This is a genomic window from Amycolatopsis mediterranei (genome assembly GCF_026017845.1).
Lineage (GTDB): Bacteria > Actinomycetota > Actinomycetes > Mycobacteriales > Pseudonocardiaceae > Amycolatopsis > Amycolatopsis mediterranei.
Genome location: NZ_CP100416.1, coordinates 341833 through 356424 on the forward strand (window position 1 = coordinate 341833; position 14592 = coordinate 356424).

The window sequence follows — 14592 nt, forward strand, 5'->3', positions numbered from 1 at the left end:
GGGAGGTAGCAGTGTCGGAGGAGCCGCGCCGTCCTCGGCACGCCGCGCCGGACGACCAGCAGCAGGTGGCGCCGCCGAGCTGGCAGCCGCCGCCACCGGTGCGGTGGGACACGCCGGAGCCGTCGATCTCCGGCCGCCTCGACGACGGCGAGCCGTCCGGCGGCGAAGAGACCGTCTTCCACGCGCCCGTGCGCCGTCCGCCGACGCCGCCGCGCGGCCAGCCGTTTCCCGCGCGCGGGCCGATCCCCGGCGCGGAAGACCCGACGCGCCCGCCAGGCAGCATGAACCCCGTCACGCCGCCGGTCGAGCCGACGCAGGCCGTCCGCCCGGATCCGGGCGCCCCGCAGCCCACGAGCGTGCTCGCCGCGCCGGCGCCGGAGACCCAGAGCATCATGCCGCCGGTGCCGCGGCCGGAAACCGGGCCGGGGACGCCGTTGCCCGACCCCGGCACCGAAAGCGTGCTGCCCGAGCGCACCAGCGAAGGACGGCACACGGGAACCGGCACCGGAACGGGGGCCGGCAGCGGGTCCGGCTCGGTATCCGGTTCGTTCCCCGGCACTTCGCGGCGGACGTCGTCGCGGACGTCCCGGTCGCGCCGCGGCCGGCTCGGCGCGGGGCTGGTCGAGGTCCCGCCGGTGCCCGCGCGCGACCCCGCGTCCGCGGTGCTGACGAACCCGGTGGTGTCGGAGGAAAAGCGGTTCTGCGGCACCTGCAACGCGAAGGTCGGCCGCGGCAAGGACGGGCAACCCGGTTCGCCGGAAGGCAAGTGCGAGAACTGCGGCGCGCCGTTCTCGTTCGTCCCGAAGCTGCAGCCGAACGAGCTCGTCGGCGGCCAGTACGAAGTCCTCGGCGCGATCGCCTACGGCGGCCTCGGCTGGATCTACCTGGCGCAGGACCACAACGTCAGCGACCGCTGGGTAGTCCTCAAAGGACTGATCGACACCGGTGACGCGACGGCGATGGCGGCCGCGGCCAACGAGCAGCGGTTCCTCGCCGAGGTCGAACACCCCAACATCGTCAAGATCCACAACTTCGTGCAGCACCCGGACGCCCACAGCGGCACGACCACCGGCTACATCGTCATGGAGTACGTCGGTGGCCAGTCGCTGCGGCAGCTCGCGCTGGCGCACCACCGGGAAAGCCGCCGTCCGGAGCCGCTGCCGATCGGCCAGGTCATCGCGTACGGGCTGGAGATCCTGCCCGCGCTCGGCTACCTGCACAGCCAGGGCCTGCTCTACTGCGACCTCAAGCCCGACAACGTCATCCAGACCAACGAGCAGCTGAAGCTGATCGACCTCGGCGCGGTCCGCCGCACCGACGACTACGAGAGCCCGCTGTTCTTCACCACCGGCTACAGCGCGCCGGAACTGCCGACGCAGGGTGCGTCGGTGGCATCGGACCTGTTCACCGTCGGGCGCACGCTCGCCGTGCTCAGCTTCGAGTTCACCGGCTACACCAGCAAGTACAAGACGACGCTGCCCGGCCCGGACGCCGTCCCGCTGTTCACGCTGTTCGGTTCGTACTACCGGTTCCTGCGGCGCGCGACGCACACGGACCCCGACCGGCGCTTCCTCTCCGCCGAAGAGATGGCCGACCAGCTCACCGGGGTGCTGCGCGAGATCATGGCGCTCGGCACCGGCAAGCCGCGGCCCGGCGTGTCCACGGTGTTCGGCCCGGAGAGCCGCACGTTCGGCGTGCAGCTGGTGGTGCCCGAAGCCGGCGCCAGCGTGCCGCTGCCCGGCGCGGACGAGGTCGTCGCCGGGCTGCCGATCCCGCAGGTCGACACGGACGACCCGGCGGCTGGCGTGCTCGCCACCACGACCGCGCTCGACCCGCGGGCCGCGATCGAGGCGCTGGCCGGCGCACCGCGGGAGTCGATCGAGGTGCGGCTGCGGATCGTGCGGGCCCGGGTCGAGCTCGGCGAGTTCGCGGAGGCGCAGCGGCAGCTGCAGGCGGCGCAGTACCTGGCCATCAAGAACGGCTTCCCGCACGACTGGCGGATCGACTGGTACCGCGGCCTGATCGAACTCGCGGGTGGCCGTTCGCGGGTGGCGCACGTCGCGTTCGAAGCGGTGTACGACGACCTACCGGGCGAAATCGCCCCGAAACTCGCGTTGGGCATCAGCGCCGAAGGCGTCGGCGACTACTTCGCCGCCGCGCGGTTCTACGAACTGGTCTGGCGCACCGACCGCACCTACGTCAGCGCCGCCTTCGGCCTCGCCCGCGTGTACCTGGCGCAGGGCGCGCGGGCGAGCGCGGTCGAGGTGCTCGAGACCGTGCCGCCGTCCTCGACCCACTACGTCGACGCGCAGGTCGCGGCGATCAAGATCAAGACGACGGCGACCAAGGCCAACGGCCGCGAGACGCCGGTCACCGAGCACGACCTGCTCGACGCGTCGGCCCGGCTGGAGCGGCTCCGGCTGGACGTCGAACGCCAGACGCGCCTGTCCGCGAACGTCCTCGAAGCCGCGCACGAATGGCTCGGCCAGGGCAAGCCGACGCCGGGCGCGCGCGTGCTGGGGTGCCGGCTCGAGGAACGCGAGCTGCGGTTCGGCCTCGAGCGGTGCTACCGGGCGCTGGCCCGGCTGGCGGCCACGCTCGAGCAGCGCATCGAGCTGGTCGACCGGGCGAACGCGATCCGGCCCCGGACGCTCACCTGATCAGGGGTTGATCTCCCAGTCGCGTTCGCTGCGCTCACGCTGGTTCTTCTCGTGCTGCGCGGCCAGCTTCTCCAGCGCCTGCGGGTCGCCGTGGGTGCTGAAGTGCTCGAAACCGACGACGACGAACAGCGCCCGCGCGCTGACCGCGATCGGGCCGTCCTCGGCGTCGAGGCGGCCGTTCGCGCTGACGTAGATCTTGCGGCCCGCGATGCCGTCCAGCTTGGCCTCGATGAACAGCGTCGAACCGACCGGCACCGGCCGCCGGAAGTCCGTCTCGAGCTTGCCGGTCACCGCCGGGCGGCGCATCAGGTTGCCGACCGTCGAGCCGAGCGCCTCGTCGAACGCGCAGGCCAGCAGGCCGCCGTGGGCGAGCCCGGGCGCGCCCTGGTGGGCCGCGGTGACGGTGAACCGCGAGTGCACGACCTGGCCTTCGCCGACGGTCGAGCGCAGGTGCAGCCCGGCGTCGGCCTCGTCGCCGCACCCGAAGCACTCGGCGAAGTGCACGCCGAGCTCGGTGCCCGGTTCCGGCGCCTTCGGGTGCGGGACCGCGGGCTCCACCGCCACCGGCGGCCAGGGTTGAGAAACACGACTCATGCGCTGACGTTAACCCGCGGGTAGCCGGCGGCAGCGCGCGACCCGGGACGTCGGCGAGCCACCGACATCTCTCAGTAGCCGGAAAGTTCCCCACCGTAGACAATTTCCGGCTCAGACTGCCGACGTGGGGGTCCCGGTCGACACTGGGCCGATGAGCTCGAACGGCCCCATGGGCACTGCACGGGAGGAGTCGTCGCCGGCATGAGCGAACCAGCAGCAACGACGGGCAAACCGTCAGTGGACGAGAGAACCGTCAAGCGCGCCGTGTGGGCGTCGGCGATGGGCAACGCCACCGAGTGGTACGACTACGGCGTCTTCACCTCGGGTGCGATCGCGGTGAGCATCGGTACGCAGTTCTTCCCCGGTGAGGGGAACGCCGTGCTCAAGTCGCTGGCGCTGCTCGCGATCGGGTTCATCGTGCGGCCGTTCGGCGGGGCGTTCTTCGGCCCGCTCGGCGACAAGATCGGCCGCAAGCGGGTGCTCGCCGTCACGATCCTGCTGATGTCCGGCTGCACGTTCCTGGTCGGCGTCCTGCCGACGTACGCCGGCAGCTACAGCATGGGCATCGCGGCGCCGATCGCGATCCTGCTGCTGCGGATCATCCAGGGCTTCTCCACCGGCGGCGAGTACGGCGGCGCGGCGACGTTCATCGCCGAATACTCCCCGACGAAGCGCCGTGGCTTCTTCGGCAGCTTCCTCGAGCTCGGCACGCTGGCCGGCTACGTGCTCGGCAACCTCGTGGTGCTGTCGGTGACGCTGTCCCTGTCGGCCGAGCAGGTCGGCGCCTGGGGCTGGCGGCTCCCGTTCTTCGTCGCGCTGCCGCTCGGCTTGATCGGGCTCTACCTGCGGAACAAGCTCGAGGACACCCCCGAGTTCCGCCGGATGGAGGCCGCGGGCGAGGCACCGACGAAGGCGCCGCTGAAGGAAATCTTCGTCCGCAACTGGCGGATGATCCTCAACCTGATCGGCATCGTGCTGCTGCTGAACGTGGCGGACTACCTGCTGCTGACCACGATGCCGACGTACTTCACGGACACGCTGAAGATCAACGACAACACCTCGACGTTGATCATCATCGCGGTCGAGGTCATCCAGATGGCGGTCATCATCCCGCTCGGCGCGCTGTCGGACCGGATCGGCCGGAAACCGCTGCTGCTCACCGCGGCCATCGGGTTCCTGGTGCTGAGCTGGCCCAGCCTCAAGCTGATGCAGTCCGGCAGCATCCTGTGGCTGTTCGTCGGGTTCCTGATCGTGGCGATCCTGCTGGTCTTGATCCTCGCGGTGATCGGCTCGACGTTCCCGGCGATGTTCCCCACCCGGGTGCGCTACGGCTCGTTCGCGATCGGCTACAACATCTCGACGTCGCTGTTCGGCGGCACCGCCGGGGTCATCGTGACCGCGTTGATCAAGAGCACCGGCAACGAGGACTGGCCGGCGTACTACCTGATGGCGGCGGCGCTGATCGCCATCCTCCCCATCATCAAGATCCCCGAGACGTCGCAGGTGCCGATGGAGCAGATCGACACCGAGGACGGCGCGGGCAAGCTGGCCTCCGCGGCCGCTCAACGCTGAGCGGCTGCCGGAAATGCGGGTGCCCCGTCCGGATCACCGGGCGGGGCACCCGCGCGCCGTGGGGCGGATCTCCGCCACCGGCTAACGCGTCGTCGCTCTCACCGACGGCGTTTCCGCCCGGGTCTCGCCCGGAGCCAGGGAGGACGGGGAGGTCGCGGGCCCCGGGCGGGCAGTCGACCGCGGGCCCGCGGACGGCACCTGCGGGATCGACGTCCGCGGGCTGCGTGGCCGGGTCTGGCCCGGCTCGGCCGTCGGCGGCGCGATCGACGTCGCCGCGATCTCGCTCGGCGACGTCGACGGAGGAGCAGGGGACGTGGTGCCGATCGTGGACAGGCCGGGGCCGGCCGGCTGCACCGGCTGCACCGGCTCCGGCGGCCCGGCGCGGTGGCCGGCCAGGAAACCGGCCACCGCGAGGACGACCGCCGTCGCGGTCGAAGTGCCCGCGACGGCGAAGCGCTTGCGTCGTCGCCGGACCCGGCCGCCGCGCTCGATCACGTCGGCGGCTTCGAGGCGCATCGGCGGCTGCGGGCCGCCGGCCGCGCCGGTCAGGATCGCGCGGACGTCGTCTTCGTGGTCCATGTTCGTCACCTCCCCTCCGTGGGTGCGCTGAAGGTCAGCGCACCGTAGTGCGGGCCGAGCCGGTTGCGCAGCGTGGCCAGGCCGCGGGAGGCCTGGCTCTTCACCGTGCCGGTGCTGCAGCCGAGCGCCTGAGCCGTCTCTTCGACGCTCAGGTCTTCGAAGTACCGCAGCACCAGCACGGCGCGCTGCTTGGGGGCCAGGACCGCCAGTGCCTGCCGGACCAGCATGTCCTGGTCGCTCGCGGGTTCCGCCGGGAGTTCCGGCGGGGTGTCGGTGAGCCGCTCCCGTTTCCACCTGCTGCGCCGGTGCTCGGCGAGGAACGTGCGCAGGACGACCTTGCGCGCGTAGGCGTCCAGCGCGTCGTGCCGCGACAGCCTCGGCCAGGCGAGGTAGATCTTGAGCAGCGCGGCCTGCGTGAGGTCTTCGGCCTGGTGCCAGTCCCCGCAGAGCAGGAAGGCGGTCGATCGCAGGCTGTGCGCGCGCTCGCCGAAGTACCGGGCGAACTCGCCGTCCCACGGCGAGCCCGGCCCGGTCGACGGACGGGAGCGGGAGATCACCTGGTTACCGGGTCTCCCACACGGCCGGCAGGTGCAGGTCGCCGGTCGGGCCGGCCGGGACGGCGCGGGGGACGCGCGGAGCCGGGCCCGTGCGGGCGGGCCGGGTCGTCTCGCGCGGCACGGGAACGGCGGACGGCGCCTGCGGGCGGGGACGGCTGGTGGCCGGCACGGGGGCCACGGTCGGCTCGCCCGGCCGGGTCGACTGGGTCTGCGTCGGGGCGGCCGGCGCCTGCGCCTCCGAAGCCAGCGCGATGCCACCGGTCAGGGCGCCACCGGCGAGCACGAGCGCGCCGAGGGTCAGGGCGATGCGGATACGCAAGACAGCTCCTCATTCTCGCGGCGCGGCAGGGGATCGCTGCGCCTCTGCCCTTAGTCATGCGGCGGGTGATCACCGGGGTTGCATCGGATTTCGCGGTTATGCGGTGAAAAACACGAACGGCCGGGAAGCCCGCAAGGGGACTTCCCGGCCGCCCGGTCTTCCCGGTGGTTCAGCGGGCGAGCGCCGACAGCTTCTGCCAGCTCGCCCAGTCGTAGGTCCAGTCGCTGTAGTCGCCGTCCTTCGCGCTCAGCGTCTGCGTGCTGCCGGTGATCTCGACCGGGTCGCCGGGGAGCACGCCGTCGTAGTACTCCTTGGCGCGCGCGGGCGAGAGGTTCAGGCAGCCGTGCGAGATGTTCTTCTTGCCCTGCGCCCAGACCGACGCGGCCAGGCCGTGGATGAACTCGCCGTTGTTGGAGATCCGGACCGCCCACGGCACGACGACGTTCTCGTAGTGGTACTTCGGGTTGCTCATCGCGTACGTGGCCTGCTTGCCCATGACGACGTGCACGCCGCTGTGGGTGACGCGGCCGGGGTCGGAGTCGAGGCCGTAGCTCACCGGGTAGTCGGCGATCTGCTGGCCGTCGCGGATCACCTGCATGGTGTGCTGTGTGGTGTTGCCCTTGACGATCTGCGAGCGCCCGATGGCGAAGCTGGCCGAGACGTCTTGCTTGCCGTACACGCCGTCACCGATCTTGACGCCGTAGATCTTGGCGTTCACCTTCACCTGCGTGCCGGGCTTGAAGTACTCCTTCGGCCGCCAGTGCACCGAAGCGTCGCCCTCCATCCAGGCCCACGAGCCCTCGGTCTTCGGCGTGGTCTCGACCGAGAGCGCCTTCTCGACGGAGGCCTTGTCGGTGACGCGGCTGGGGAAGGTCAGGGCGATCGGCATCGCGATGCCGTACGTCTGGCCGTCGCCGACGTTCAGGCTGGCCGCCTGCTGGCGCTTCGGCTTGACGGTGGTGAACGCGCCGCCGATGGGCACGTTCTTGCCGTCGGCGCCCTGCGCCTGGCCGGACCAGGTGTAGGTCTTGCCGTAGCCGAGCTGTTCGGTGGTGGTCCAGCTCTTCTTGTCCGCCGACGCCTGCCCCTGGACCTGCTTGCCCTCCGGGTTGGTCAGCGTGACCGACGTGATCGTGCCGTCGGCGACCTGGACGCCGACCGGCTCGCCGGGCGCGACGTCCTGGGCGCCGCCCGCGGGCGTCACCGTCAGCTTCGCGGGCTGCGCGGTGGGTGCGGGCGAGCTGGTCGGGCCGCCGCCCGACGTCCCGCTCGCCGAGACCGTCGGTTCGCTGCTGCACGCCCCCAGCGTCAGCGCCGCGACCAAACCCCATGCCACGGCAGCGCCGCGGCGCCGCGTGGAAATCCTCACCGTCACACCCATCCCCTTTTTGCCCCTTTGGTGCTTCCCCTCTTCGAGACGCGCCGCGGACCGTGTACGTTGAGCAACATTGATGTGACGAGCGTCACAATGGTCGGCGGAAGCTTTCACTGAGGGGGCACGGCCGACTCCGAGCCGTATCCGGTGATCACGGTGTCGCTGTGCGGCGCCAGACTAGCCGGTGGGTCCGACAGAACCGGGCGGAAGCCCTACGACGTTCCGGTGACCTTGGTGCGCAGAGCCGGTTTTCGCCTCGATCACGGGGTTCAACTTTGGCCAGATCCCGGTAGTCTGCTCTCAGGCCGTCGTTTTGCGTGTTCGTGGCTTCACACTCGCGGAACTTCTGACGCGAGCCATGGAGCCGACCCGCTCTTGACTCGTCTCGTTGGAACCGCCCGGGACGGTCGGGGTGCCGCTTCGGTGGCATTCGAAGCGGATCTGTGTAACGAGGAGTACAGCGGTGGCGCAAGGCACTGTGAAGTGGTTCAACGCGGAGAAGGGCTTCGGCTTCATCGCGCAGGACGGCGGCGAAGGCGACGTGTTCGTTCACTACTCGGAGATCGAGGGGCGCGGCTTCCGCACCCTCGAGGAGAACCAGCGAGTGGAGTTCGAGGTCGGCCAGGGCCAGAAGGGTCCGCAGGCCCAGAAGGTCCGCGCGATCTGAAACTGAGGCTGAAGAAGCCTCACAGGCCCTTTGCGCGTCTTAAGGCCTGAGTGAAGGGCCCCCGGCAGCAGCCGGGGGCCCTTTCTCATGGGGTCTGCGTGGCGCGACGGCTCAGCGCCGGGCGACGGCCGGCGCGTCGAAGGCGTCGGCGGGGAAGTGGAACTCGTCGGTGAGGTCGCTGACCTCGGTGGCGGCGGCCTGCTGCCGCTGGTCGTGGGCGGAGGAGGCCTGCCCCTCCCAGTTGAGCCGCTCGAGGATCCACTCCTGGGCGAGCGCCTGCGGCGAGATCTCCCGCTCGGCGGCGATGTCCTTGAGCTGCTGGCTGGCCACGAGGCTCATCCGCAGCTGGTAGACCTGCGCCTCACCGAACCGCTTGCCGGACCCGGTGCTCTCGAGGTCGTTCTCCGGAGCGAGGGCGGCGAGGTAGGAGGTGAGCTCGGTGTCCTCGACGGCACCGTCGTCCGCAGGCTTCGCGGCACCACGATGACGCCCGGAAGACGCGGCGGCTTTCAGGTTCGTGCGGCTGCTCAAGCGGCCAAGGGAGGGAAGAGGCACAACGCCACGATAACGTTTGCATCTCGCCACACAAACCACTGTGAGCTACAACACGCGAAAACCCCCACCCAAACAGCCCAATCCCCACCCATTCAGCCCAAACCCCAACAACACAAAGCAACCCCCAAATAACCCTCCGAGTCGATCACCCCAAGCGCAACTCCAACCCCGTCCACCACCGACCGCCTCGAACAACATCGAAAGGTTCCGTACGGGCGAGTGCCATACGGAAGGCAGGCCCATCGCCAGGGCGCGCAGCGCCCGAGGCGAAAACCGGACCACGCTGGAAGCCGAGCGCGAGGCACCGTGGGGGGTCCGGGGGGCTCGGCCCCCCGGGTCGGCACACCGAAATGATTGGCCCAGGCGAAGGGCGAAGCCCGAGCGGGCCAAGAAATGGAGGACCCCCGCGCCAGGGGGAGGAACGCGGGGGTCGGAGGGGATCTCCACAGGCGCTGACCGGGGGTGTGTCAGCACCTCGATTGTTGCACGAGTTGGGTGGTTGGGCGAGTGGAGAGCGGGAAATTTCCCCGTGTGGTGTCACTTTGCTACTGGGGTGACGTTCGTTCGGGTGGGGTTCTTCTTCGACCGTGCCGATTGCGCTGCGTTGAGCGGAGTGTGGCCTCAGGTTCACTCTCCGGGGGGCTGTGTGTGGTGGCCGGCGCTGGTTAGCCTCGCGGCCAAGTTGTTGTGAGCCGTGTGGAGGGGCTATGAGCGGGTCTGTTGAAGTGCGGCAGTTCCTCCTTCGGTACGAAGGTGCCGATGGGGGGAGTGCGCCGTTTGCCGGGGCGTTGCCGGCGCAGCGGAGCGGGGCGGCGGATGCGCAGCGGGTGTCGGATGATCAGGTCCGGCGGGCTCGGCTGGCGGTGGCGAATGGTGCGCTGGGGGTCGAGGACTGTGTTCAGTTGCTGGAGATGCTGGGCTTGAACCTGGATGAGGAGGGGCAGGCGCCGGTTCAGCGTTGAGGGTGTGGTGGCGGGTGGGTCCGGTGTGTGCCGCTGGGCCCGTCCGGTGATATTTCCGCTGGTTGTGCGGCTTTTCGGCAAGTAATTGCCCAGTTGTGGGCCGTGTTTGACGCTGGTTTAGTAACAGTGTTACGGTTGCCGCGTCGAAAGGGGCCGGACATGACGGCGATCGAGGGTGCGGCGGATCTGGCGAACCGGATCCGGCCGGTGGTGCAGGTGCTGGGCGGGAAGTTCATGACGTCGCCGGAGCTGGCGGCGGTCGAGGCGGAGGTCGGGCTGCCGCCGCGTTCGCTGTACGTCCGCGGGCGGTCGGCGGTGCTCGGCGACGTCCCGCCGAAGGTGGCCGCGGAGCTGTTCGGCATCTTCCCGCACTGGCTGTTCGAGTTCGTCCTGCCACCGGCGACGGCGGCCCTCGACGCGTCCGCCGCAGTTCGCGCCTACGCGGAGTCATCGGCTCGGTGGTCACGCGTCAGCCTTTCGGCCGTACCGGAGCCCGGCCGCTTGGCGGAGCTGGTGTTCCGCGTCGTCGACGCGGCGGACGCCAGCGGGCTGGCGCTGTTCGCGGGGTGGAAGAACGCCGAGCGTCCCGCGGGTGACGTCGAGCGCCTCGGCTTCGCGCTGATGGTCTTCCGCGAGCTGCGCGGCGGCCTGCACTTCGCGGCCCTGCGCGCGCTGGGCCTGTCGGTCCCGGAGGCGGTGATCGCGGACCCCGAGGGTGGTCGGGAGCGTCTGCTGCGCACGGCGTGGCCCGAGGACGCGGCCGACGAGCTGGTCGCTTCAGCGGAGCGCAAGCCCGACCTGCGCGAACGTTGGCACCGCGCCGAGGCCCTGACCGACGACCGGATCGGCGAGCTGCTGACTTCGGCGCTGTCCGGGCCGGAGCAGGCCGAGTTCGCTCGCCGTCTGGCCGAGCTGTCGGAGTTTGCGCAGGTCTGAGCTTCGCTGCGGGCTTAAGGAACCCCCGGTGCAAAGGGGTGGCGGCGTGCCCTATGCTTGTAATCGCTCCCAGGGGAACCTGAGAGCGCGGTCGGTCGGTCACCCGAAACCGACCGGGCTCCCATCGTTCAGTGGCCTAGGACTCCGCCCTTTCAAGGCGGCAACGCGGGTTCGAATCCCGTTGGGAGTACGCAGTACTGTAGTAAACGCAAGGCCCTGTGGCGCAGTTGGTTAGCGCGTCGCCCTGTCACGGCGAAGGTCGCGGGTTCGAGTCCCGTCAGGGTCGCAAGATCGTTCGGCTCCTTGCCGGCGTTCCCGGCCAGGTAGCTCAGTTGGTACGAGCGTCCGCCTGAAAAGCGGAAGGTCGCCGGTTCGACCCCGGCCCTGGCCACCGTGGTTACCTGCGAAAACAGGCCCCCCACCCATCGGGTAGGGGGCCTGATTCGTGCCCAGGGTCTCAACGAGGGTCTCAACTGGGTCTCACGTGGTGCCCTTCCAGAAGTACGTGTTGATCTGGCTTGCCACCTCTTCCCGAATACTGTCGGTCACGTGCTGGTACCGCCGCCGCATGGCTTCGGTGGACCAGCCCATGAGCTCCATCACCACTCGCGGGTCCACTCCGAGCAGCAGAAGCACGGTGGCAGCCGTGTGCCTGGCGTCGTGAAGCCGGGCCTCCCGCACTCCAGCTTCGGTGAGCAGCTGGCGCCAGGTCTCGTAGTCCGCCCTCGGGTCGATCGGCCGGCCGTTCTCCTGCGTGAAGATCCAGCCGCCCTCTTCCCAGAGATCGGCGGCTCGCTCGCGCTCACGTGCCTGCCGCTCTTCGTGCCGCATCAGCAGCTCAAAGATCTGGTCCGGCAGTGGCCACGTCCGGCGCCCGGCTTTGGACTTGACGTCCACCTCGACCAAGCCGCCGCCATGGCGGCGCGGGCACTTGCGTGCGTGCTCGACACAGTCCGGCGGGCACGGCGGCGGACACGGGCGCTGGTGCCGTTTGCATGGCTGTCTGCACGGGGCCCTCTTGTGGTAGGCCGCACCGCACGCGTGCTCGTCGTCGCAGCCGTGCAGCCACTTCTGCCGTTGGATCGCCTTCCGGATGCGCAGGGTCCTCCGCTCACGGTTGAGCATTGGCCACTTGAAGCCCAGGCATTCGCCCTGGCGGACGCCCAAGGCCAAGGCGATCACGAACCGCACCCCGTTGCGTCGCTTGAGAGCGGCTTCGATGATCGCCTGCGCATCCTCCGGCTCGAACGGCTCAACCTCCTCTTCTTCGACCCTCGGAGCCTGCGCCATCGCGACGACGTTGCGGAAGATCTTGCCGCGAACGAACGCGACCTGGAACGCCGTGCGGGCCGTGCGGTGAACCTGATGGACGGTGCCTGGCTTCAGGCCGGCCGCCAGCATTTTTCGATACAGCTTCTCGAAGTGCTCTGGCTCGATCGGGCGGCCCTTGCCCCGGCCGGGGCTCAGTTTGTGCCTGCCCAGGCCGGGGATCAGGTGTCGATAGACCGCGGTCTTGTACCCGACAACGGTCTTATACCGCGCGGTCATGGGGGCGATCGTCTCGACCCAATGGACTAACCAGGCTTCAACCGTCCAAGACTCGCCCTGCTTGGGGACCAGGCCCTGGTCAACCTGGTTGAGTAGCTCGCGGTACGCGTCACGCGCATCGTCTTCGTTGCGGCGCTTGATGTGTCGCCGGTCGGGGTCGCCATTGTCCTTGACTCCTACGGTCACGCGGGCGTGCCAGTAGCCGTCGTATTCGCTGTAGTAGAAGCTTCCCTGCCCGTCGGGATTCTTGGTGCCCTCGGGTCGTTGACTGCGTGCCACAGGCAGTTCCCTTTCTTAGGCGGCGTCGGTGTTCTTGGACCTGGCGACCAGGCGGGCGGCGTAGTCGTTGATGGCGTCAATGTGGACTCGTCGAAGTCGCCCTATTTGGACCGATTCGAGTTCTCCGGATGCGACAAGTGTGAAGGCGGTGGTGCGGCCGATGCCGAGCTGTGCACCCGCTTCCTGCACGGTGAACAGGACACGAGGTGGCATCGGCCGCGGGGGTGGCTGCGTGTCTGCCTCGTTGGCTGCCGTGAGTCGACTGGCGAGCTGAGCGAGGGTGGTCACGAGGGTTGTGATGTCGTCGGGGGTAGCCATGGCGGGTGATGACCTCCAGATGCCCGTGATGCGGGCATGACGAGTTCGGCCCCCGCGACACCGGGTCGGTGGGTGCGGGGCCGTGGATGGGCGATGGTTACCGATGTGGGGTGCCTGCTGGGGCTGGCAGGTGGGGTAACTGCGGTAACTGCGGTAACTTGCCTGGTCAGGCGGTTACCGATAGGTGCCCCGGTTACCGATCCATCGGTAACCGGGGCCAGTGGTCGGTTTGTCCGGTTACCGATCCATCGGTAACCACGATCGGATCGGTAACCGTCTGACCTGCACGGTTACCGCAGTTACCGCAGTTACCGACACTGTCAGCCCGCGGTGGGCAGGTAGCGGCTCCAGGCGTCGGCCAGACCGGTCTCACCGGTGGTCGTGTAGCCCTTGACGCTGTCGCCGTCGTACTTGAACGTGGTCGGCTTGACGTCGTACCGGGCCAGCTCTTTGGCCATCATGCGGGGGTTGAGCGGTTTTCCTTTGACGTCGGTCCAGTCGGATTCCTCCATTTCCAGCAGTTCGGCGATGATGAACGTGGACGGCAACCGGTCGGTGTTGCGCTGGGCGAAGATCCGCCGCATGTCGGCGAGCAGCTGGATCCCGAAACTGCCGCCTCGGTTGCTGTTGCTGGCCACGAAGTAGGCGCACGCGGCGCGGGCGGTGGCCGGCCAGTGCTCGCCCGCGGCGTCGGCGATCGCCAGCAGCGGTTCCCAGATTTCGGCCGCCCGGTCGGTGACCCCCTCGGGCATCTCCGGTTCAGCGTCGCCGACCTGGTTGCCGACGCTGGCCACCCAGGTGGCGAGCTTGTCCCGCAGCGGCGCGGCCTGGCGTTCCACGACGCGTTCTTTGAACGGTTCGACGGTTTCGCCGGGGGCGCGGCGGCGCATGTGGAAGGTGATGGCGCGGGTGGTGATGGTGTCGGGCATGTGCCCGGCGATCCCTGCCAGCGCCACCGGGGCGTAGACCTTGAACCGCTCGACCTTCATCGCGCGGGCGTCGCCGACGCAGCGCGGGATGGTGGCCGAGCGCTTGTATCCGGCGTTGAGCATCGCGCGCAGGTCTTCGGTGTTGCCTCCTTTGGCGGGGTTGAAGATGGCGTCCACTTCGTCGAACAGGATGGTGATCGGCCCGTCGGACACCAGCCGGAACAGCGCGGCGGTGGTGGCCGAGAGCGTCATTTCCGCCGACCGCACCAGGAACTGCGCGACCTCCAGCACGCGGGTCTTGCCACTGCCGGGTTCGGCGGAGTCCAGGATCAGACGCGGGGTGACGTAGAAGTGTTCGGCGGCGTGGGTGTGGGCGTACCAGAGCGCCAGCGTGGCGGCGCAGTGCTCGGACGGGAACACGTTGAACCGGGACACGAACGCGGCCACCTTGTCCAGAATCTGCGCCCCGCTCGGTGGCGGTGGCGGGGCGGGCATGTAGGGCATCGGCCGGGCCGGATCCTGCTCGGCAAGGTCACGGTCCGGGCCCGCGCCGTTGTCGACGGGATCGGGGCCGGCCGCGTGCTCGGCCAGCCAGGCGGTTTGGCATTCCTCGGTGCAGAAGTCGTCGGAGGGTGACCCGGCCAGCGCCGTCCCGCAGTGTCCGCAGACCGTGCGGGTGCCGCTGTCGGGGTCGGCGATGGCGGCGTCGATCGCCGACAACGCGGTGTCCAGATCAGGCATG

14 protein-coding genes and 3 tRNA genes are annotated in these 14592 nt (G+C 69.5%); 8 read left to right on the plus strand and 9 right to left on the minus strand.

Annotation, left to right across the window (positions count from 1 at the left end):
* Window positions 1–11 precede the first annotated feature (11 nt).
* Complete coding sequence (locus ISP_RS01710; RefSeq protein ID WP_037374324.1) at window positions 12–2660, plus strand: serine/threonine-protein kinase; 2649 nt, start codon at window positions 12–14, stop codon at window positions 2658–2660.
* On the opposite strand, the gene ISP_RS01715 is transcribed toward ISP_RS01710, so the two are convergent.
* On the minus strand, window positions 2661–3254 hold the full coding sequence (locus ISP_RS01715; protein WP_034284996.1) for a PaaI family thioesterase: 594 nt from the start codon (window positions 3252–3254) through the stop codon (window positions 2661–2663).
* A 237-nt stretch (window positions 3255–3491) separates the two neighbouring features.
* Between ISP_RS01715 and ISP_RS01720 the strand changes: the two genes are divergently transcribed.
* On the plus strand, window positions 3492–4826 hold the full coding sequence (locus ISP_RS01720; protein WP_014868645.1) for an MFS transporter: 1335 nt from the start codon (window positions 3492–3494) through the stop codon (window positions 4824–4826).
* Window positions 4827–4907: 81 nt separating this feature from the next.
* On the opposite strand, the gene ISP_RS01725 is transcribed toward ISP_RS01720, so the two are convergent.
* From ISP_RS01725 to ISP_RS01740, 4 genes are all read right to left on the minus strand, one after another.
* Complete coding sequence (locus tag ISP_RS01725) at window positions 4908–5405, minus strand: hypothetical protein (protein ID WP_034285015.1); 498 nt, start codon at window positions 5403–5405, stop codon at window positions 4908–4910.
* A 5-nt stretch (window positions 5406–5410) separates the two neighbouring features.
* A complete protein-coding gene (locus ISP_RS01730; protein WP_014868646.1) occupies window positions 5411–5962 on the minus strand; it encodes a SigE family RNA polymerase sigma factor in 552 nt (183 codons plus the stop codon).
* 4 nt (window positions 5963–5966) lie between these two features.
* Window positions 5967–6281, minus strand: a complete 315-nt coding sequence (locus ISP_RS01735; RefSeq protein ID WP_014868647.1) for a hypothetical protein — start codon at window positions 6279–6281, stop codon at window positions 5967–5969.
* A 169-nt stretch (window positions 6282–6450) separates the two neighbouring features.
* Window positions 6451–7662 (minus strand): L,D-transpeptidase, encoded by a 1212-nt coding sequence (locus ISP_RS01740; RefSeq protein ID WP_034284998.1) that lies wholly within the window; start codon window positions 7660–7662, stop codon window positions 6451–6453.
* Between the two features lie 457 nt (window positions 7663–8119).
* Between ISP_RS01740 and ISP_RS01745 the strand changes: the two genes are divergently transcribed.
* Window positions 8120–8323 carry a cold-shock protein gene (locus ISP_RS01745; protein WP_003097368.1) on the plus strand — a complete coding sequence of 68 codons (204 nt, stop codon included), beginning with the start codon at window positions 8120–8122 and terminating at the stop codon, window positions 8321–8323.
* A gap of 111 nt (window positions 8324–8434) precedes the next feature.
* Here ISP_RS01745 and ISP_RS01750 read toward each other — a convergent pair whose 3' ends face one another.
* A complete protein-coding gene (locus ISP_RS01750; protein ID WP_034285001.1) occupies window positions 8435–8878 on the minus strand; it encodes a hypothetical protein in 444 nt (147 codons plus the stop codon).
* A 707-nt stretch (window positions 8879–9585) separates the two neighbouring features.
* On the opposite strand from ISP_RS01750, the gene ISP_RS01755 reads away from it, so the two are divergent.
* The 5 genes from ISP_RS01755 to ISP_RS01775 all read left to right on the plus strand — a co-directional run bounded on the left by ISP_RS01755 (window position 9586) and on the right by ISP_RS01775 (window position 11167).
* Complete coding sequence (locus ISP_RS01755) at window positions 9586–9840, plus strand: hypothetical protein (RefSeq protein ID WP_013222297.1); 255 nt, start codon at window positions 9586–9588, stop codon at window positions 9838–9840.
* A gap of 159 nt (window positions 9841–9999) precedes the next feature.
* A complete protein-coding gene (locus ISP_RS01760) occupies window positions 10000–10776 on the plus strand; it encodes an SCO6745 family protein (RefSeq protein ID WP_013222298.1) in 777 nt (258 codons plus the stop codon).
* 117 nt (window positions 10777–10893) lie between these two features.
* Window positions 10894–10966: transfer RNA gene (locus ISP_RS01765), tRNA-Glu, on the plus strand.
* A gap of 22 nt (window positions 10967–10988) precedes the next feature.
* Window positions 10989–11062 (plus strand) — tRNA-Asp (locus ISP_RS01770).
* Between the two features lie 31 nt (window positions 11063–11093).
* Window positions 11094–11167: transfer RNA gene (locus tag ISP_RS01775), tRNA-Phe, on the plus strand.
* Between the two features lie 89 nt (window positions 11168–11256).
* On the opposite strand, the gene ISP_RS01780 is transcribed toward ISP_RS01775, so the two are convergent.
* From ISP_RS01780 to ISP_RS01790, 3 genes are all read right to left on the minus strand, one after another.
* Window positions 11257–12603 carry a tyrosine-type recombinase/integrase gene (locus tag ISP_RS01780; protein WP_012477091.1) on the minus strand — a complete coding sequence of 449 codons (1347 nt, stop codon included), beginning with the start codon at window positions 12601–12603 and terminating at the stop codon, window positions 11257–11259.
* Window positions 12604–12618: 15 nt separating this feature from the next.
* Window positions 12619–12921: an excisionase family DNA-binding protein gene (locus ISP_RS01785; protein ID WP_012477090.1), complete on the minus strand. Its 303-nt coding sequence runs from the start codon at window positions 12919–12921 to the stop codon at window positions 12619–12621.
* A 320-nt stretch (window positions 12922–13241) separates the two neighbouring features.
* Window positions 13242–14591, minus strand: coding sequence for a DUF3631 domain-containing protein (locus ISP_RS01790; protein WP_013222299.1), 1350 nt, complete (start codon window positions 14589–14591; stop codon window positions 13242–13244).
* Window position 14592 lies beyond the last annotated feature (1 nt).